Source organism: Rheinheimera sp. NSM, assembly GCF_052380015.1.
Lineage (GTDB): Bacteria > Pseudomonadota > Gammaproteobacteria > Enterobacterales > Alteromonadaceae > Alishewanella.
Genome location: NZ_JBQTCI010000003.1, coordinates 18,903 through 38,180 on the forward strand (window position 1 = coordinate 18,903; position 19,278 = coordinate 38,180).

Below are 19,278 nucleotides of genomic sequence, written 5' to 3' on the forward strand. Positions count from 1 at the left end.
TACTCCGGCGCTGGCGCAACTGTGTGTTGCTGTTAATACTGATGCTCAGCCCGCCGTTGCTGCTGCTTACGCAGTTTAACAGCGCAACAGAGCTGGTAAAGCTGCGCAATGCCATGGTATTTGAGGTGATAACAGCGCAGGACGCCAACTGGACTCCTGCTAATATGCCGGCAGATTTTCGCACAGAGCAGGCTGCACTACCGGCCTGGTTACCGGCTGGCGCTGTAAACTCTGCAGCGGAAAAAGACCTGCAGTATATGCTGGCGCAAACTGCCGTACTGAAACCGGAAAACCGCCGCCGCGGTACTGCTATTCAGGCCGGCATTGCGCAAACTATCAATACCATTGCCCAACAACACAGCGGTTATTGTGCCGATTACACTAAGGTGATCAATGCGCTGGCCTATGCCGCCGGGGTGCCGGTACGGGAATGGGCTATCTCGTTTGACGGCTTTGGTGGCCATGGCCATGCCTTTAACGAAGTGTGGGATCAGCGGTTGCAACAATGGGTGCTGCTGGATGTTTTCAACGGCTTTTATGCCGTTGACCGCACAACCGGGCAACCGCTATCGGTACTGGCCTTTCGCCAGCACCTGCAACAAGAGCCTGAGCAAATCCAACTGCTACCCATTGCCGGCTCTGCCTTTGGTTTTAAAGACGAGCAAACCGCAATCAACTATTACCGCCGCGGCGCTAACCAATTCGCCTTGTGGTGGGCCAATAACGATCTGAGCTATGAGCAGCAGCCCTTGCTGCGCAGTGCCGGCCGGGTGTCGTCGCATCTGCAGCAATTAACGGCCATAGTACTGGGTGAGTTCCCCCGGTTCAAAGCCATCAGCCAGACGGAAAATCAGCAGCTGATTGCGCAAATGCTAAACTTAAAACGCCTGCTTTGGCTGTTATTTTTCACTGAAATACTGCTGCTTATTTTGCTGTTAATCTGTTGCTATCGTGCGCTCAGACAGCGTACAGGGAGTTGAAGAATTGTCACAGGGAAAGTTAGACGTACTGCATGTATTTGACCACTCTGCTCCGCTGCATAGTGGCTACAGTTTTCGTAGTCTCGCCATCTTGCGGGAACAACAATGCCTTAATATCAATACCCGTCAGCTGACCGGCAGCAAACATTATCCCGCCGGGCCAACAGAAGAATACTCCGAAGGCCAGCTGTTTTACCGCACCCAACCGGGCTGGCTGGCCAGGCTGCCGTTGCTGAACCAATGGGACGTGATAACGCAGTTACAGCGCCGCCTGACACAGTTAGTGCAGCAGCAACGGCCGGATATTATTCATGCTCACTCACCTTCATTAAATGCCATAGCGGCAGCCAGAGTGGCAAAACGGTTTAGTATTCCGTTGGTGTATGAGATGCGTGCGTCATGGGAAGATGCCGCCGTTAGCCACGGCACTTGTAAAGAAGGTGACTTACGCTATCGGCTGGGGCAATGGCTGGAGAAAAGAGCCCTGAAAAGCGCAGACCATGTCGTCACGATTTGCCAGGGGCTGGCCGATCAAATTGCCGGTTGGGGCATCAATCGTGAGCGGATTTCCATTGTTGCCAATGCGGTTGACCTGGCCGCGTTTAGCCCGCAAAACCATAAAGATAGCGAACTTAACACCAGCCTGGCGTTGCAGGACAAGACGGTACTGGGGTTTCTCGGCTCGTTTTACCGCTACGAAGGTCTGCATATTTTACTTGAAGCTCTGGCCTTGTTATTACCCACTCAGCCACAGCTGCGGCTGCTACTGGTGGGCGGCGGTTTGCAGGAAGATGCACTGAAAGCTCAGGCGGCAGCATTAAATATCAGCGACGCCATCATTTTTACCGGCCGCGTGCCACACAACAGCGTTAGCCGTTACTACAGCCTGGTCGATATTTTTGTTTACCCGCGCGAAGCTATTCGTTTAACCGAGTTGGTTACGCCGCTCAAACCGCTGGAAGCCATGGCACAGCAAGGTCTGGTCGTCGCCTCTGATATTGGCGGCCACCGCGAGCTGATCAAACACAATGAAACCGGCATTTTATTTGCTGCCGACAACGCAGCCAAGCTGGCTGAAGTGTTGCAACAATTACTGCAACAGCGCTCAGACTGGCCACGGCTGAAAAGCAATGCCCGGCGTTTTGTTGAGCAGGAGCGCAGTTGGCAACATACCGTCGCCACGATTTTACCGGTATATCAGCAACTGGCCGGAGCCAAAAACCGATGAAGGTGTTACTGGTGGGGCCGGTGCCGCCGCCTAACGGCGGTATGGCAATGCAAACTGCGCAGTTACAGCAGCTACTCGGCGCTGAGCCCGGGTTATCGGTGCAACTGCTGGCGGTAAATGCGCCTTATAAACCAGCCTGGGTGGGCAAGCTGCCGCTGCTGCGCGCCTTGTGCCGGTTAATCCCTTATTTGTGGCAACTGTACCGCAGCACCAAACACGTCGATGTAGTGCATCTGATGGCAAACTCGGGTTGGGCCTGGCACTTGTTTGCCTGCCCTGCCCTGTTAATTGCCCGCTGGCACGGTACTGCCGTTATCGTCAACTACCGCGGCGGTTCAGCACAGCAATTTTTGCAGCGCCAGCACCGCCTGGTGCTACCGCTGTTAAAACAAGCGGCAGCAGTGGTTACCCCCAGCCGTTATTTACAGCGTGTATTTGCCGGCTATCAGCTGGAGGCACAGGTTATCGCTAATATTATTAATACCGCCATGTTCAGTCCGCGTGCCTGCATAGCGCCTACCGGCGTCATCCATATAGTGGTAACACGCAACCTGGAGCCGCTGTACGATATTGCCACCGCTATCCGCTGCTTTGCCCTGCTGCAACAGGATTACCCGCACAGCCGGTTATCTATCGCCGGCTCAGGCCCGGCGCTGCCGGGGCTGCAACAACTGGTTGCTGAGCTACAGCTGCTGCCCAGTGTCTGTTTTGTTGGCCGGCTGGAGCGCGAGGCTATGGTTGCGTTGTACCAAAGTGCAGATCTGATGCTTAACCCCAGCACCGTAGACAATATGCCTAATTCGGTATTGGAAGCCCTGGCTTGTGGTGTTGCCGTGGTCAGTACCAATGTTGGCGGCATCCCGGATATGGTAACTGACGGCGAACACGCTTTACTGGTGCCGCCGCGCCGGCCGGACCTTATGGCCGCAGCCTGTGCGCAATTGCTGCAACAACCGGCCCTGGCCGACACTTTGCGGCGCAATGGTTTGGCGCTGGTGCATACCTTGCAACCGCAAGCCGTATTGCCGCAGTGGCTGCAACTCTACCGGCAATCAGGTAAAGCCAATGCGTGACATAATATTGTTTCTGCTAATCATAGGGGCGGTGCCGTTTATTTTTAAACGACCCTTTATCGGTGTATTGATGTGGTGCTGGATCGCCTATATGGTACCGCACCGGCTGGCCTGGGGTTTTATGCAACACTTCCCGGTGGCATCAGTGATCGGCGGCACTTTCCTGTTGGCATATTTATTCAGCAAAGAGCCGAAGAAACTGCCGGTTGCCATGCCGGTCGTGTTTATGGTGCTGCTGAATATCTGGATGATCATTACCTTCAGCGTCAATGTGAAGGACAGCCATACCATAATGATGCTGGATAAAGTGCTTAAAATTCAGCTGTTCACCCTGGTGATCCTGGCGATGTTTACCACTAAACAACGCATAGAAGCCGCACTATGGGTGGTAGGTTTAAGTATCGCTTTTTATGGCATGAAAGGCGGTATCTATACCATTCAAACCGGCGGTAGCGGCCGGGTGTGGGGCCCCACCGGTGGCTTTTTTTACGGCAACAATGAATTGGCGTTAACCCTGCTGGTAAACTTGCCAATACTGTATTATTTACGCACCAGGGTGCCGGCAAAATATTCCTGGCTAAAATGGCTGTTAGTTGCCGCTATGGCACTGTCGGTCCTGGCAGCACTGGGCACCCAGTCACGTGGTGGCCTGGTAGCATGTATCTGTGTTGCAGCCTTTCTCTGGCTGAAAAGTCCGCACAAACTCGTCCTGCTGCTGGCGTTTTGCCTGTCGGTGCCGGTGGTGTATCAATTTATGCCCGATACCTGGCATGACCGGATGGCGACCATTATTGAGCCGGACCGCGAAAGCTATGACGGCTCTGTGCAGGGCCGCTTTAATGCATGGGAAATGAGCTATAACCTGGCTAAGGACAGAGTGTTTGGCGGCGGTTTTAATGGCTTTAAACCGACTCACTTTTTGTTATATGCCCCCAACCCAAACCGCGTTGACGGTGCACACAGCATTTATTTTCAGATGGTTGGCCACCACGGTTTTATTGGTTTAGCGCTGTTTCTCGGTATTTTTATGTTTACCTGGTTTAGCGCAAATAACATTATAAAAATGGCTGCTAAAGACCCTGATCAGCAATGGGCGTCTTTGTTAGCCCGCATGTTGCAATGCAGTTTAATTGCCTTTGCCAGCGGCGGCGCTTTTCTTGGCTTAGCCTATTTTGATTTGCCCTATCATCTGGCCATAACCATTGTTGCTGTTGAACAGCTACTGAAGAAACAGCGGGCGGCTGTTGCCGCTGAGCAAAAAGCAGCCCGCCGGAGTGATGCTGTTACGCAAGGAGCCTACAGTAAATGACGTCCTGGTACACACAGTTAGTAAGTCGCTGCTTGTTTCCGTTGCATGAGCGCTTAAAAGGCCATTCAACCTACCGCCTGTTAGCCGCGCTGGAACACAGCCAATGGTTAACCCCGGCGCAACTGGCACAGCTGCAACAAGATAAGCTGCAGGCATTTATCAGCCAGGCAGTGGCTGAGGTGCCCTACTATCAACAGCTGTTTCAGCGACTTGGCCTTAACGCCGGCGATATTCGCAGCCCGGCAGATTTAACCAAACTACCATTATTGGATAAAAGCCTGATCCGCAGCCATAGCGCACAACTGTTCAGCAACAAAAGCTATCGTTATAGCCGTGGCAGTACCGGCGGCTCCAGTGGCCAGCCGTTAACCTTTTATATGGACCAGCACCGGGTTAGTCACGATGTGGCTGCCAAGCTACGGGCAACCCGCTGGTGGGGTGTGGATATCGGCGACAAGGAAGCCGTGATCTGGGGCGCACCAATTGAGCTGGGTAAACAAAGCCGGTTGAAATCCTGGCGTGATAAGCTGTTTCGTTCGGTATTGATGCCGGCGCTGACGCTGACGCCGGAATTAATCGAGACACAACTACAGCAACTGCAACAACAACAGCCGGCCATGCTGTTCGGTTATCCGTCGGTGATTTATCAGCTGTGCCTGGCGGCAAAACGCCAACGCGCGGATCTGAGCCGCCTGGGGGTTAAAGTGGTGTTTGTCACCTCAGAAATGCTCTATCCGCATGAACGCGATACCATAAGCCAAAGCTTTCAATGTCCGGTAGCCAACGGCTACGGTGCCAGGGATGCCGGTTTTATTGCCCATGAATGCCCGGCCGGAAGAATGCATATCAGTGCCGAAGATATTATTGTCGAATTGCTGGATGATGATGGCCAGCCGGTGGCCGCGGGACAAAGCGGTGAAATTGTGGTTACTCACCTGGCCACCCCCGGCTTTCCGTTTATCCGCTACCGTACCGGTGATTTAGCGCAGTTGGATCCGCAGCCTTGTTCCTGTGGTCGTAGCTTGCCGGTATTAGCCAATGTCCGGGGGCGGCGGCGTGACTTTTTACTCACCACCAGCGGCGATCAACTACACTCCTGGGGCATCGTATATTTATTGCGCGATCTAACCGATATTGAGAAATTTAAAGTTATTCAGCACCAGGCAACCCAAATAGAGTTATTAGTCGTGGCAGAGCAGCCACTTAGTCCTGACACTCAAACAGATATTCGCCGGCAGTTTCAGCGTTTACTCGGCACTGATATGCAGATTAGCATCAGCCAAGTCGCAGATATTCCGGCCTCAGCCAATGGTAAATATTGTTATGTTGAAAATAAGCTGGTTAGTTAGCGGCCTGCTGCTTAGCAGTGCCGTTACTGCCGTGCCTCAGCCTGTACTCTGGCATGAAGGCAATAAAGATATTCGCGGCGCGACCCAGCGTTACAGTTACCATGAAGCCTTTATTGAATGGCAGACGCCGATGGGTGATTGGTACGACAGCGCCGGTAGCTATTTGGGCGATCTGCCTTTTAGCCGGCTCACAGTACAACAGGACAGTGATAACTGGTTAAGTTGGGACTTAACCGCTATGTTGCAGCAACTACCGCCGCAGCAGGAGCTGGCATTGCTGCTGAGGTTACAACCGGACAGCGCCGGTTATGTTCTTGCTACCAGTAAGGAAAGAAATTATAAGCTGGCGCCTTCACTGGTACTGGAATATCAAAACGGCAGCCGCAAGCGTATCAGCGCGGCGATGGACAGCTATCTGGATACGTCTACCCACCGTTCATTGGGCCAGCGCAAAACCATTAAAATTGCGGAACAAAATCATGCAATAATTGGTTTCACGCTACCTGATGCAACACCACATCAACTCAAATCAGCCAAGCTGGAGCTGCACCGCGAACGCCAGTCCGGCAGCCCGACTATCGGGGTTTATTTATTACAACAACCGGCATTAGATCAGCCGGCCTACCCTTCCTCTTTGGCCGGCCAAAGCATATTTACTGAAGATTTCAGCCAGAGCAACTGGGAGGCAAACTGGCATGATCTGGCTTCATACAGCAGAACGTCACGGGTGCAGGCGCCGGCGCGCAGCAAGGAGCAGTATGCACTTAAAGTATCTTTCAGTACGCAGAAAAATGTAGCGCTGAATATCAGTTTATACACCAAAAAATTGCTGGGTGCCGAACCCGACAGCTTATTCTTTGAGTATGATTTATATTTAGATAAAAACTGGTTACAAGGTGACGGTGGCGGAAAATTTCCCGGTTTTGCCGGCACTTATGGCCGTGCCGGTTGGGGTGGGCGCAAAGCCGACGGCACTAATGGTTGGTCGGCCCGGGGTCAGTTTCTCAGCGCCATTGACAGCGATGATGACTTAAAAGGCCTGACGCCGCTGGGTAGCTACCTGTATTTAACCGGCTCTGCGCAAAGCCATGGCGAAGTGCACCCCTGGCGTCAGCGCGGCAGTAAATTGCAACGCGAGCGCTGGTATAAAATCAGCCAACAACTAACGTTAAACACACCGGGTAAAGCCGACGGCGAGTTACTGGTGTGGATTGACGAGCAATTGGTGCTGCACAGAACAGATTTAAACTTTCGCACTATCGCTGAGCTGAAAATTGAACGCTTGTGGTTTAATTTCTACCATGGTGGTGCCGACAAACCGCAGCATGATATGGATTTGTACATCAGCAATATCCGCGTTGCGCGGCCCTAAGCAGTGAGTGGTTATGTTACTTCAACGGATTAATCAACAGTATGGTAGCTACCGCGGCCTTGTCCGGCTGTTGCTGGCCAATTTGCGCTGGCGGGCCAACCGCGGACACGCCTTGCGCCATCCCGATTGGCGTAAAGTAAAGCGGTTGGTATTTGTCTGCCAGGGCAATATTTGCCGCTCGCCCTACGCGCATTATCTGGCGTTACAGCATACCAACCAGGTGGCTTCGCTGGGCTACGCCACCACCAGCGGTCAGCCGGCTTATCCACTGGCCATTAAAGTAGCCAACAGCCGCGGCCTTGATCTGTCCGCGCACCGCACCACCGATATCAGCGACTTTCACTTTGCCAGCGGCGACTTACTGCTGGTAATGGAAGACCGCCATCTGGCTAAAGTGCAGGCCAGCGCACAGCAACATCAGGCGCAAGTGGCGTTGCTCGGCTTGTGGGCCAGCCCTGCTGCGGCCCTGCTGTACGACCCACATAGCTTATCCGAGCCTTACTTTCACAGCTGTTACCAACGGATAGAAAGTGCAGTATCAGCTCTTGTTACCGAGTTTTTGCAAGCGCAGCGCCCGTAACAAAGCATTGCCACTTTTGTTCAGTGCCTGGGTTAGATCAGCAAAAAACGGTGCCGGGTCATCCCATGCAAATACATAGTAGCGACAACGCGGATGGAAAAAATAGCCGACAAAGGCAGCAATTTCGGCCGCTTTATTAAAGTGGCATTGCGGATCTTTGATTAAACCCGGCTGTACTACTATACGCCATAAGCGCTTAAGCTCCGGGATCATATAGCGGCAATAGCGCGCTTTAATCTGCGGTTGCGTAATCGTTTGCTGTAACGCCAGCGCCTTAACCAAATTGCTGGCAAAGTTAGCACCGGCACAGAGTGATAACGGCGTACTGCCCCAGAAGCGGCCATTAATTTCCATCAGGACATAATGCGCTGTGGCAGGATCATAGCGATACTCCACCATAGCAACACCCTGCCAATTAAGCCGTTTAAGTAAGGCTTTGGAGCGTTCGGCACAGGCCTGGTGCAAATGATTACCGGCGGTTTTACATAAACTGGCCGAGCCCCCCTCCGGCGGCCACTCGTGCACCCTTTCGTGCTGAAAACAAACTAGCGCTTCACCTTCACGACACAGAAAAAACTGGCCCAAACCATGGCCGGCGTAATAACGCTGGATCAACGGAAAATGGCCAATCGCCTGATAAGGTGTCAGACAGGCGGTAAGCTCTGCCAGGTCACGACAATACTGAATTTTATGTAATGTAAGCCCGGCCCCGTGCAACAACGCCGACACCTGATGCGGGTTAGCCCATTTCAGGATCAGCGGAAACTGCAACTGTGGCGCCACAGCTTCCAGTTCCGCCAATGTCTGCAGCTGCCAGCTGGTTGCAGTAGCAATACCGACGCTGTCTGCCTGTTGTTGCGTCAGGCGCTTATCCAGCACCTGTGCCATCTGCGTTGCATCGGCAAACAACAAGTTATAACGCTGTGCTAATGGTTCACGCCAGCGGTTTAGCATGGCAATATCGGTTTCACTTATCGCCAACAGCGCAGCCGGTTGCCCGGCGGCGGCCAATTCCAACAACTGCGCAATTAACGGTTCGCCATCAGCCGCACGCTTTAGCGGTGTCCGGCAATAACGCGACACCAGGCCTAAGGCTGACATCTTGCGCCCCAGTGCTGTTACGGCATAACCACTGCGGCCCAAATCACGAATTAACGCCAGGCCAATCGGCGAGTCCGCGCCTAATACCACCAGTTGCATAACACTGTCCTTTGCTTAGCCCAAGTGATCATTGATAAGGTTCTGCACGCTACGCTGTACCATCTGGCGGTAACTACCGCGTAGTTTTACCTCTGCTGCGGCACCGTAGCTAAGCTGTTGCTGCGGCAGTTGGCCAAAAGTACAGCTGCTAAAGCGCTGCGGCTGCTCTGCAATAAAACGGCATAACGCCTCAAACCGCGACTGATTCAGCCGATTCACGCGGCATTGCTCAAAGCGGCCGTTACGGCGCTTAATAAATTCAAACGGATGGGTCAAGATACACACCGCAGTCAGGCCCTGCTGCCAGGCTTGCTGCAACGCCCCGGTCATTTCAGCTACTGAACAGGCGGTAATGGCCATAATGCGCTGACACGGGGCACCATTAAGCCGGTACGACTGAAAGCTGGTTAGCGGTAGCTCCGTGACGCCATGTAACTGAGAAAAACCATAGTAGCGTTGTAGCTGCGCATCAGCCCCCCGCGGCAGCAATGCCGCAGCAATATTCGATGAATACTGCAAGCCGGCGGCCGCACAAGCGGCAAAGGTATCAAGCCCGGTAGAAAAGTTACCGGTACGCACTGCAACCGGGGCTCCAAAGCCCCAATCAATAAAGCGTTGCCGCGCTTCCTGAAAAATAGCAGTCAGCTCGGTAAGCGGCCGCCCGGTCGAGGCATCATTCGGCGTTGGGCTAATCAGCCGGCCGTCGGCAAAGTTAAGCCAGCACGGATGCACATGCAGCTGCAAGTCCTGGCCGGCATCAAGAATTTGCCCGGCACGGCGCTGCATAGGTGCAATGCCAAAATAGCGGTTTTGCAGGCTTTCGGTAAAAAAAGTGGCGGTTAAATTATAATGCTGCAAGGTGCGCAACAAAAAACCGAGGGCTTCACTTTGGCCGTTTACCTCGCCATCTACCGGGCCATCAAGCAAGGGCCGGCAATGCAGTGGATCGGCAAAGGCGCCGGCAATCGAAGCTTCCGTATCTACGGTAATATAAACCTGTAACGCAGCTTTGTTGGTCGGTGCTGTATCCATAGCAGGCCAATTGGCATCCCTGTTTTCCCTGGCCAGACTATAACGTGCTTACTTCAGCGCTGGCAAGCACTGTACCGGCACAGCGCAATAATTGATTGGCTATTCGCGATAAAACTTGTTATAACAATCACCTGACTACAGTAGTTTGAAATGGAATTTCGCCTGTATGAACCCGCCGGTACCGCTTGTCTCCGTTATTATTCCTGTGTTTAACAGTGCAACCTATATTGCCGACTGCATTAACAGCATTTTGCAGCAGGATTACAGCAACCTTGAAATTATTGTGGTGGACGATGGCAGCTCTGACGGCACCGCCGACATTATACAGAGCCTGGCAGATCCACGGCTGCGCTATGTCTGCCAAACTAACAGCGGCTCAGCCGTTGCGCGTAATTACGGCATCAGCCTGTCACGGGGTGAACTTATTGCCTTTAACGACAGTGATGATATCTGGGCGCCCGGACGTTTAGCACAACAGGTAGACTACTTAAACCAGCACCCGGAATATCAGGCAGTATGCGGCCGCTTTATGCATGTAAATGCCGACTTTAGCCTGGCCGAAGCCGCCACAGTAGCGGCACAGCAACATATGGCAGAGCCGGTGTTTGACCACAGCAAATCCGGTTGGATGTACTTAACACTGCTGCAGGTATCCTGCTTTCATATCATTACCCTGCTGGTTAGAAAACAGGCGCTGGCACAGGTGCGGTTTAACCCCGATTATCGCCGCGGCCAGGATTACGATTTTTGGTTACAACTGGCCAACCAAACGCAAATTGCTCAGCTGGATAATTTGTACGCCTTTTACCGGAAGAACCTACTCAGCATTTCACATAAACCGCACAGCCGGAATTACCGCGCCGAAATCTTGCAAGCGGCAATCAGCAAATACGGCACTGCCGATCAACTTGGCCGTAGCCTGGCAGCCGGCCGGTTAAAGCATATTTTGGCACAGGTGTGGTTTGAACATGGCTACGAGCTGTTTCTGGCAAAATGGTATAAAGCCTCAGCACAGAGCTACCGCAAAGGTTTGACCTATCGCAAAGATAAAGCCGGTGCCTATAAGTTTTTATTGCTCAGCTATCTGTTGCGCCTACAAGACAGGACACCGTCTTATGCTGTCCCGCGCTGAGCTGGGTAAAATTGCCCGCAATCAACAACAACTGTTGCAGCGCTGGCGCTTACAAGCCCCTTTGTGGCTTAAGACCAAAGAAGACTCCGTGCCCGCTGCGCTGTCCGGTAGCAGTAATGACCCCTTTAGCTACTGCCGGCAGCTGATAGATTATTTCTGGCCGGCATTTTTACATTACCGGACGGCCGATGGTTGCCGGGCCTATTACCCCGGGTTTGCCAGCATTTACGGCGCCACCAATGATGGTATCGAAGGCGTAAGCCGCACCCTGCCTCTGTGGGCGGCTTACAGCAGCAGTCCTTTAGCTGAGCCGGCGCTGGCAAAAGCTATGAGTGACACCGTGCGTGAAAGCCTGCTAAATGGCACCAACCCCGCCCATCCGTATTACTGGGGCCATATCGGCAACAAAAGTACCCTGATCTGTGAAGCGGCTGATATTGCCTTAGCACTGTGGCTACTGCGGGATTCTTTATGGCCGCAGCTAAACGCCGTGCAGCAACAGCAGATCCTTTGCTGGTTAAAGCAGGTGCCCGGCAAAACTACCGCCGACAACAACTGGCATTTATTTGTGCTGCAGGTAGATGCCGTTTTGTCAGCACTGGACCCGCAACATCACTTTAGCAGCCAGTCACGGCTGGAGCGGCTTAACCAATTCTACCTCGGCGATGGCTGCTACCGCGACGGTGAGAACGGTGCCGTCGATTTATACAACGCCTGGGGCTTTCATTATCATTTTTTCTGGTTAAGCCAAATATTGCCGCAGCTTGATTTCAGCGCACAACAGCAACATTTGCTGCAATACTGTGATTGGTACCAGCACTTGTTCACTGAACAGGGCGTAGTCCTGTATGGCCGTAGCTTATGTTACCGCTTCGCTATGCCGGCACCGTTATTGATCCGCGCCTACTGCCAGCCCACAGCACATAACTGCGCCGTAGCATTTAGCACCTTGCTGCGAACCTGGCAGTTTTTCAGCCGCAATGGTGGCCTGACTCAAGGCCGTCCCGGTCAGGGTGTCTTTGGCGATGACGAGCACTGGCTGGATCCATACTCCGGCCCGGCCAGCAGCTTCTGGGGGTGTCGCAGTTTGGTGCTGTTTTATGCACTCAGCCGGCAACAGCAGCAAAGCAGCTTCGTGCTGCCGCTACCTGTGCAAACACAGGCATTGCGGCTAAGCACAAAGGCAGGCCTGATCAGCAAGGCTGCAGACAGCCAGTTAGTCACTCTGCAACCGGCGGCAGAGCCATTTCAACCACCGGCCGTGGCGCCAGTACAATACAGCAAAGCTAAAATGCGCCTGAAAAGCCTGCTGTATGGATGCAGTTGCCGCCCGGCACACAATCTGCAGAAAATGGGCTACTCAGAATTCAGTTCCGATCTGCAGCTTTACCTGCCAACCGGGAGAACCAGATAAACCCTATGAATTCGATTAGTTCCCGCGTGGCAAAAGGCGCGTTTTGGATGATCGGTCTCAGGCTACTGCAGCGCAGCCTGGGCTTAATCAGCACCCTGGTTCTTGCCCGACTGTTGCTGCCGGATGATTTCGGTGTCATCGCCATGGCATTAGCCATTACCGGCTTTGTTGAGCTTTTAACAATGCTTGGCCTGGATATGGCACTTATCCAAAAAAAGACGGCTACTCACCAGCACTTTGATACCGCCTGGACATTAGGCTTATTATTTAAAGGCGCCTCTGCTTTACTGTTGTTAACCTCTGCCGGCTTTATTGCTGATTTTTATGCTGACAGCAGATTAACAGACATAATTTATATCTACGCCGCCGTGGCGTTTTTAAGCGGCTTTGAAAATATAGGTTTAGTCGCCTACAGAAAAGAGCTGGAATTCAGGAAGGAATTTAACTTCCAGATCATTAAAAAACTGCTGTCGGTTGTCGTAACAGTGTCTCTTGCTCTGTACTTCAGAAACTATTGGGCGCTGGCTTTAGGAACCCTTTTTGCCCAGTTTATCGGCGTAATACTCAGCTATGTTATCCACCCTTACCGGCCAAAGTTAACGCTTATTTACTGGAAAGAAATGCTTAACTTTTCCTCCTGGATTGTATTCAATAACTTCGCCATCTATGCAAGAGAGAGAGGCGCAGACATCGTCATTGGCCGGCTTCAGGGCGCGCAAATGGTGGGTAACTTCAGAATAGCCAACGAAATATCCTCTTTGCCGACAACGGCCATTTACTTGCCTATCACCCGGGCCGTTTTCCCGGGCTTTTCCAAGATTTCGGATGACCCGCAGCGGCTGAAAAATGCCTATCTTTTTGCGCAGGCAGCAGTCTCTGTCATATCCCTTCCTGCCGTAATCATATTGATGTTGCTTGCTGATCCATTAGTAACGCTGCTGCTGGGAGTTAACTGGCTGCATATAGTGCCGATAATACAAATATTGTGCTTGTGCGGCGCCACTAAAGTTGCTCACGGTAACCGCCATGCATTGTTTATGTCGGTCGGAAAACCATCCTGGATTGGTTTTGTCACCGTTATAGAACTGGTCATTATGTATCCGGCAATAATATATGCGCTTATTCATGACTATAATCTGGAAGTCATTGCCTGGATCAAAGTTGCCTCGTCCCTGGCAACCATTCCGGTAGGGCTACACCTTATTTCAAAGGTAATCAATATCAAACGCCGCGACTGGTTAGCCATATCGTGGCGGCCGGTAACCGCCACTATTATGATGAGCGCGGTTGTGACAACAATACATGCTTACATTCCGGGCGACACTACGGCGTACACAGCGGCATTGCAACTGGTTATCTTAACGCCAATCTGCTTTATCAGTTATACCCTCGCAATATTGCTGTTGTGGCAACTGGCGGGCAAGCCAGCCGGCATAGAAAGAAAAGTGATTGAGTCTGAAAAATTCACCAATGCACTGAGGAAAGTAAAAGGAATTATCAGGTGAAACCATGTTGAAACTCATTTATTGGCGGATTGCGAAAGTAAAAAGTTATATTAAAAATGCGCAGTCACTGAAAAGTTACCGGGGCAAGCGGGGCGAACAAGGCAGAAAACCAGCGTTCAGAAGGTTTATTGAGCTTTTGTATATTTCACTGAGGTATGACGAAAGCTCAACGGCATACTTTGCCCAAGGCATAGATTACAATGGAAAATCCGTACTGAAAGACTACTACTCAACATCGTCATTCAACACTGCCTTAAGAAAAAAACAACAAACCAAAAACTACCGTGGGTTGGATTACAGCATCCTGTTTGAAGACAAATTGGTTTTCGAAAAGTACTTCAGTGCCAATAATATACCCTGCACTTTTTCCGAATTCGTTCTTATGCCGGATTTAAAACTGTTCGACACTGCGGGGAACTTCTGCGGATATTTGCACGAAAATACCAGCATTACCGACTCATTTTGCAAGCCGGTTGCCGGGCGGTATGGCTCAGGTGCATTCAGGCTGTATAGAAACGACAATACCCTGATGGTAAATGGCGAAGCGCTATCTACACGCAATGTCGTTATAAAATCGGCAATGCTCATTCAAAAAAGAATAATCCAGCATGACATGTTGTCGAAGTTTCACCCCGGCTCGCTCAACACAATTCGGGTGGTCAGCATCATAGATGACGAGCAGAATGTATCGGTTATCGCTGCATTTTTCCGAATGGGAAATAACGGCTCCGTGGTGGATAACGCCTCCGCCGGTGGCGTGGTATGCGATGTTGATACCGAATCCGGCATGCTTGGTGACATTGGCTATATGAATACCGGCAGAAATGTAGAGCAACTTTCAGCCCATCCCTGCACTAACATCCGCTTTAAAGACGGGAAAATCCCCTACTTTGACCAAATCATCAAAATGGTAACTCAGGCGCACAAAGTCAGCCCATGGATTTTTAGTGTTGGCTGGGATGTAGCGATAGCTCAAGACGGCCCGGTAATTATTGAAGGCAATGAAAAATGGGGGCCGGTATCTCTGATGTGGTGCAAACCGGACTTTATCAAAGTAATAAAAACACACTTACACAGCGGGACTTAGGGTATGACGCATATGAAAAACGATATTATGCAAGATGTTGATAATACGCCTGACTTATTCTATCGCAAATTTGGTATGCCGCCGCTGTTCACCGTGCAAGGCAGTGAGCATACTGCACACAGCATTTTTGATCTGCCGCTGCAACATAATGCACTGGAGATAGACGATACCGCCATGGCAGTGTTTTTACGGCTGGGTTTTTTTCTTGGGTCGGATACGCCATTCCGGCAAATTCGTGTGCAGCAGCCTGCTGAGCAAGAGGCACTTTTGCATCAGCAAGTGCAAGAGTACCAGGGCAGCTTTGACGACGCCGCGCGGGAATATGGCGAAGTGTTTAAGCGCGCCATGGCAGATTACCTCAGCACAGTGGAGCAAGACAAAATTGTTATGCCGCTGTCCGGTGGCCGCGATTCACGCCATATACTGTTTGCCATTTTAGCCAGCGGCCGCAAGGTGGATCATTGCATTACCTGTGTCAGGCCGCCGCCGTATGATGATCAAGACATCAAGGTAGCGCAACATCTGTGTCAGCAACTGAATATCCGCCATCAGTCGCTGGCTTTAGAGCCACATTACCTGGCTCAACAGTTGGAAAACTTCAGAATGTCCAGTTTTTGCGCAGAAGAAAACGCCTGGATCAGTGTGGTTGCCGATCATCTTAACAGCCTTGATAGCAGCTACGTGGCGTTTGATGGCTTAGCCGGGGGTATTTTATCCGACGGCGCTTTTACCAGCGCAAAGAAAATACAACTGTACCGTGAGGAAAAATGGCAGGAGCTGGCCAATATTATATTGTCAGCAGAGGGCTACTTGCCGGCCATGTTGTCTGAGCATGACTACCGGCGCTGGAGCAGAGACAAAGCGCTTGACCGCGTTATTGCCGAGCTGAAGCGATATCAGCAATGCCCCAATCCTGTCGGCCAGTTTTATCTGTGGAACCGCACGCGGCGGGAAATTTGCTATATGCCATTTGGCTATATGAATAAGGTGGTCAACGTTGCCACACCTTATATGTTTCGCGATGTGTATAATTTTTTACTGCAGTTACCGGGCAAATTTTTTGCCAACGACTCCTTCCATAGCAGGGCCATAGCGCTGACGTATCCGCAATACGCCCACCTGCCCTATGCTGAACGCACACCGGCGCGCCCGTTGGGCTTGCGACAACGTATCGGCACCCTGACGGAGATTGGTCGCTTCTTGCAGCAACATCCGCATCCGGTGTCCGGAGGTTTTATTTATCCGCGCCTGGCCGCTGGCATAGTGTCGGGTAACTATGCCTGCAGGGTAACAGATATTATGGCCACACCGGTTTATCTGGCTGAGCTGCAGCGTTTTATCCGCACCGGCCAGCGCAGCTGAGTTAATTCAGCTGCGCTACAGCGCCTTAGCTGGTGCGCTGCTGTGCTGTTGTAGCCAAAACTCCAGCATCATCATTACCCATATCAGCTCGCCATAATAGGCGGCATGCCCTTGTTGCTGCTGCAGCAGGGTATGGGCGATAAAGTCGGGGCGGAAAATATCCCGCATCGCTAAACTGTCAAGCTGCTGCCGTGCCAGTTGCTGCAACGGCTGGTGCTGCACCAACCATTTGCCAAAGGGTAAACCAAAGCCGTGCTTCTGCTTGGCGATGGTTGCCGCCGGCAAGATTGGGCTTAAAGCAAATTTGTAAAAATCGCGCAGGTTGTTTTTTGTCAGTTTAACGTCCGGTGGCAGCTGCAAAGACAAATTCAGCACTTGTTGCGCCAGCATCGGATACACCACATTTACCCCGGCTAACTCCGTCATGCCATTGACCTTGACCAAATCGTTGTCTGCCAGGGTAAACTTCCAGTCATTAAACAGCATTGCATCTACCGGACTTACCGCACCGGCTGCGGCGAAACGCTGCCGGATCTGGCGCAGTGGTGCGCCGGTATCAACAGTGGCAAGAAATTGCGCGCTAAACACCTGCTCTGCAGCATGCTGATGCAAAAAATTGTAGCGCTGTAGCCGGCTGGCTAAATCCAGCTCGCTTTGTTCAATAAAACTGTTCGCCTTTTGCGTCAGCCGATGCGGCAACAGCCGGCTGCCCAGCCGGACACCGGCCGCCAACAACCGGCGTAAAAATAGCGGTGATTGGCAAAAACGCTCGAAAATCATTTGCTTAGCATAGCGCTCATTGCCGGAGAACAGCTCATCGCCACCGTCACCGGCCAGCATCGTATCAACACCATGTTGTTTAGCCAGCCGGGCACAAAAATAGGTTGGCAACGCCGATGAATTACCAAACGGCTGCTGATAATAGGCCGCAATTTGCGGTAATTGCTGCACTATGTCATCGGGTGTGACGTAATACACATAGTGTTCAGTGTTAAAGGCATCGGCAACCACTTTAGCGTAGGCCGTTTCATCATAACCCGGCTCAGAAAAGCCGATAGTAAAGGTTTTTACCGGCTGCTTACTTTGCTGTGCCAGACATGCCACCACCGAAGAGCTGTCCAACCCGCCACTGAGAAAGCAACCCACTGTCGATTGATCGCGATACGCCACCGTAGCCTGCATCAGGGCATGCCGTAAGCCTGCGGCCAGCTGTGCTTTGCCTGATTTAAGTTTGCCGGCAAACTGCGGCTGCCAGTACACTGCGGTTACTGCTGCCTGCGTTGCAGATAAGCTCAAACAACTGGCCGGCTCCATTTTAAAGGCGCCCTGCCACACTGTGGCAGGGCCCGGGATAGTGTGAAAATAAAAGTAGTTAAACAGGCTTTGTGCAGCATAAGGTTGCTGCGGGCTAACGACGTTTAACACAGTCCCGAGGCGATACTCATGTTCATTATCAAGATAAAACAGCGCCAGAGCGCCAAATTTATCGCTGTAGGCTTGCAAGCAACCGGAAGCTAAATCAACCACAATGACCGCAAAGCGCCCGGAAAGGCAGGCCAGCTGCTGTGGCAAAGCGCCGGCATCCCGCGTATCTAACTGCCCGGCAGTCAAGCGTTCGCCCTGCAGGTTATGGCACTCTCCCGCCAACAACAGCAACCGGGTATCACTTAGCGATATCGCAAATTCTTTCTGAGGCCAGCAGCTGAAATCAGTTTGAGTACTGATTAGTTGCGGCGTATCCATGCCTGCAAAGCTAATGCTTAACTGTTTATCCGCTTTGTTAAACACCAGAGTAAAGTTATCCATCAACGTCAAAAATCCCTTTGTTCGTTAACTATCTATGCCTGATTACTATACCAGCATAACAAAACCTTGCCAGTCCCATCTGTTGTTGTAGAATTAACAGGCAATGGAATTGATTTGCCGGACTTACTGGAGCGATACGGATGTCAGCTGATGTGTGTTATTTTAGTGTTAAACCTTTAATCAGGTTGTTTTTGCTTGGCAGCCTGTTGGTGCCGGTTGCCTTTGTCAGCGCAAAGCTTCAAGCCTCAGAATTTTGTGATCTCAATCTCGCCAGCCGGGTAGGCCCGCGCGATTACTTTGATCAGCAACACCATAAAGCCGGTCGCATCGGTATTGTAGAGCGTATCCACCTGACACCGGAAATGCTCAGACTGGAAAAAGGCAATACAGCCTCGATCAGCGACGATTTGAACTACACCCTGACGGTCATTCCTAATCACCCGGCGGCACTCGACCTGGCATCGAGGCTGGACCGCGCGATCAGAGATTATCCTGACCGCTACCGCCGCGAAACCATGAAGCGCACCGTAGATTGCTATTTCCAACGCGCGTTTCGCTACACACCGTCACAACCTTACCTGCACTATATTTTCGCTATTCATTTGCACAGAAACCAGATCTATGAAAAAGCCGCCGATGCTTATACTCAGGCACAACGGCTGGGCTTAAATAACGCCGAGCTGGCCTATAATTTTGGCTTAACGTTATTTGAATTAAAGCGCTATGATGAGGCACGGAAAATGGCCGATAACGCCAAAGCACTAAATTACCCTTTTGATGCACTACAGCAAAAATTAGCGCAAAAAGGCTTTTAACCCTGTAGTTTTCCACCGTGCTGTGTGCCGGTTA

General features: G+C 51.7%; 16 protein-coding genes. 13 read left to right on the forward strand and 3 right to left on the reverse strand.

Translation table 11 applies throughout. From position 1 onward, the window contains the following. Positions 1-23 precede the first annotated feature (23 nt). Genes ACTZWV_RS09420 through ACTZWV_RS09450 form a run of 7 tightly spaced genes read left to right on the forward strand, consistent with a single transcriptional unit; the run spans position 24 to position 7,891 of the window. On the forward strand, positions 24-980 hold the full coding sequence (locus ACTZWV_RS09420; RefSeq protein ID WP_444786297.1) for a transglutaminase domain-containing protein: 957 nt from the start codon (positions 24-26) through the stop codon (positions 978-980). 4 nt (positions 981-984) lie between these two features. Next, positions 985-2,208 carry a TIGR04063 family PEP-CTERM/XrtA system glycosyltransferase gene (locus ACTZWV_RS09425; RefSeq protein WP_444786298.1) on the forward strand — a complete coding sequence of 408 codons (1,224 nt, stop codon included), beginning with the start codon at positions 985-987 and terminating at the stop codon, positions 2,206-2,208. Then, on the forward strand, positions 2,205-3,281 hold the full coding sequence (locus tag ACTZWV_RS09430) for a glycosyltransferase family 4 protein (protein WP_444786299.1): 1,077 nt from the start codon (positions 2,205-2,207) through the stop codon (positions 3,279-3,281). Before ACTZWV_RS09425 ends, ACTZWV_RS09430 begins: the two co-directional genes overlap by 4 nt. Further along, positions 3,274-4,590 carry a putative O-glycosylation ligase, exosortase A system-associated gene (locus tag ACTZWV_RS09435; RefSeq protein ID WP_444786300.1) on the forward strand — a complete coding sequence of 439 codons (1,317 nt, stop codon included), beginning with the start codon at positions 3,274-3,276 and terminating at the stop codon, positions 4,588-4,590. The genes ACTZWV_RS09430 and ACTZWV_RS09435 overlap by 8 nt, the downstream gene beginning before the upstream one ends. Beyond that, the gene (locus ACTZWV_RS09440; protein ID WP_444786301.1) at positions 4,587-5,939 is read left to right on the forward strand and encodes an AMP-binding protein; all 1,353 of its coding nucleotides are present in this window, start codon (positions 4,587-4,589) and stop codon (positions 5,937-5,939) included. Before ACTZWV_RS09435 ends, ACTZWV_RS09440 begins: the two co-directional genes overlap by 4 nt. After that, positions 5,914-7,311 carry a polysaccharide lyase gene (locus ACTZWV_RS09445; RefSeq protein ID WP_444786302.1) on the forward strand — a complete coding sequence of 466 codons (1,398 nt, stop codon included), beginning with the start codon at positions 5,914-5,916 and terminating at the stop codon, positions 7,309-7,311. Before ACTZWV_RS09440 ends, ACTZWV_RS09445 begins: the two co-directional genes overlap by 26 nt. A 13-nt stretch (positions 7,312-7,324) precedes the next feature. Continuing rightward, complete coding sequence (locus ACTZWV_RS09450; protein WP_444786303.1) at positions 7,325-7,891, forward strand: arsenate-mycothiol transferase ArsC; 567 nt, start codon at positions 7,325-7,327, stop codon at positions 7,889-7,891. On the opposite strand, the gene ACTZWV_RS09455 is transcribed toward ACTZWV_RS09450, so the two are convergent. Both ACTZWV_RS09455 and ACTZWV_RS09460 read right to left on the reverse strand, forming a co-directional pair. Beyond that, on the reverse strand, positions 7,850-9,091 hold the full coding sequence (locus tag ACTZWV_RS09455; RefSeq protein WP_444786304.1) for a carboxylate--amine ligase: 1,242 nt from the start codon (positions 9,089-9,091) through the stop codon (positions 7,850-7,852). The two genes, ACTZWV_RS09450 and ACTZWV_RS09455, sit on opposite strands and share 42 nt — an antisense overlap. 15 nt (positions 9,092-9,106) lie before the next feature. Then, positions 9,107-10,123 carry a polysaccharide deacetylase gene (locus ACTZWV_RS09460; protein ID WP_444786305.1) on the reverse strand — a complete coding sequence of 339 codons (1,017 nt, stop codon included), beginning with the start codon at positions 10,121-10,123 and terminating at the stop codon, positions 9,107-9,109. 166 nt (positions 10,124-10,289) lie between these two features. On the opposite strand from ACTZWV_RS09460, the gene ACTZWV_RS09465 reads away from it, so the two are divergent. From ACTZWV_RS09465 to ACTZWV_RS09485, 5 genes are read left to right on the forward strand one after another with little or no spacing between them, the layout of a single operon-like run. Next, a complete protein-coding gene (locus ACTZWV_RS09465; protein ID WP_444786306.1) occupies positions 10,290-11,255 on the forward strand; it encodes a glycosyltransferase family 2 protein in 966 nt (321 codons plus the stop codon). Then, positions 11,239-12,669, forward strand: a complete 1,431-nt coding sequence (locus ACTZWV_RS09470; protein WP_444786307.1) for a DUF2264 domain-containing protein — start codon at positions 11,239-11,241, stop codon at positions 12,667-12,669. Before ACTZWV_RS09465 ends, ACTZWV_RS09470 begins: the two co-directional genes overlap by 17 nt. A gap of 5 nt (positions 12,670-12,674) precedes the next feature. Beyond that, a complete protein-coding gene (locus ACTZWV_RS09475) occupies positions 12,675-14,174 on the forward strand; it encodes a lipopolysaccharide biosynthesis protein (protein WP_444786308.1) in 1,500 nt (499 codons plus the stop codon). A gap of 4 nt (positions 14,175-14,178) precedes the next feature. Further along, positions 14,179-15,261, forward strand: a complete 1,083-nt coding sequence (locus ACTZWV_RS09480; protein ID WP_444786309.1) for a sugar-transfer associated ATP-grasp domain-containing protein — start codon at positions 14,179-14,181, stop codon at positions 15,259-15,261. A 3-nt stretch (positions 15,262-15,264) separates the two neighbouring features. Beyond that, positions 15,265-16,623 carry a hypothetical protein gene (locus ACTZWV_RS09485; RefSeq protein ID WP_444786310.1) on the forward strand — a complete coding sequence of 453 codons (1,359 nt, stop codon included), beginning with the start codon at positions 15,265-15,267 and terminating at the stop codon, positions 16,621-16,623. A 15-nt stretch (positions 16,624-16,638) separates the two neighbouring features. On the opposite strand, the gene ACTZWV_RS09490 is transcribed toward ACTZWV_RS09485, so the two are convergent. Next, complete coding sequence (locus ACTZWV_RS09490; protein ID WP_444786311.1) at positions 16,639-18,429, reverse strand: asparagine synthetase B family protein; 1,791 nt, start codon at positions 18,427-18,429, stop codon at positions 16,639-16,641. Between the two features lie 140 nt (positions 18,430-18,569). Between ACTZWV_RS09490 and ACTZWV_RS09495 the strand changes: the two genes are divergently transcribed. Continuing rightward, complete coding sequence (locus ACTZWV_RS09495) at positions 18,570-19,244, forward strand: hypothetical protein (protein WP_444786312.1); 675 nt, start codon at positions 18,570-18,572, stop codon at positions 19,242-19,244. Positions 19,245-19,278: the final 34 nt, after the last annotated feature.

Coding starts and splice junctions, on each gene's coding strand:
- ACTZWV_RS09430 (WP_444786299.1), top strand. CDS start 2,205: ATGAAGGTGTTACTGGTGGGGCCGGTGCCGCCGCCTAACGGCGGTATG.
- ACTZWV_RS09435 (WP_444786300.1), top strand. CDS start 3,274: ATGCGTGACATAATATTGTTTCTGCTAATCATAGGGGCGGTGCCGTTT.
- ACTZWV_RS09440 (WP_444786301.1), top strand. CDS start 4,587: ATGACGTCCTGGTACACACAGTTAGTAAGTCGCTGCTTGTTTCCGTTG.
- ACTZWV_RS09445 (WP_444786302.1), top strand. CDS start 5,914: ATGTTGAAAATAAGCTGGTTAGTTAGCGGCCTGCTGCTTAGCAGTGCC.
- ACTZWV_RS09450 (WP_444786303.1), top strand. CDS start 7,325: ATGTTACTTCAACGGATTAATCAACAGTATGGTAGCTACCGCGGCCTT.
- ACTZWV_RS09455 (WP_444786304.1), bottom strand. CDS start 9,091: ATGCAACTGGTGGTATTAGGCGCGGACTCGCCGATTGGCCTGGCGTTA.
- ACTZWV_RS09460 (WP_444786305.1), bottom strand. CDS start 10,123: ATGGATACAGCACCGACCAACAAAGCTGCGTTACAGGTTTATATTACC.
- ACTZWV_RS09465 (WP_444786306.1), top strand. CDS start 10,290: ATGAACCCGCCGGTACCGCTTGTCTCCGTTATTATTCCTGTGTTTAAC.
- ACTZWV_RS09470 (WP_444786307.1), top strand. CDS start 11,239: ATGCTGTCCCGCGCTGAGCTGGGTAAAATTGCCCGCAATCAACAACAA.
- ACTZWV_RS09475 (WP_444786308.1), top strand. CDS start 12,675: ATGAATTCGATTAGTTCCCGCGTGGCAAAAGGCGCGTTTTGGATGATC.
- ACTZWV_RS09480 (WP_444786309.1), top strand. CDS start 14,179: ATGTTGAAACTCATTTATTGGCGGATTGCGAAAGTAAAAAGTTATATT.
- ACTZWV_RS09485 (WP_444786310.1), top strand. CDS start 15,265: ATGACGCATATGAAAAACGATATTATGCAAGATGTTGATAATACGCCT.
- ACTZWV_RS09490 (WP_444786311.1), bottom strand. CDS start 18,429: ATGGATAACTTTACTCTGGTGTTTAACAAAGCGGATAAACAGTTAAGC.
- ACTZWV_RS09495 (WP_444786312.1), top strand. CDS start 18,570: ATGTCAGCTGATGTGTGTTATTTTAGTGTTAAACCTTTAATCAGGTTG.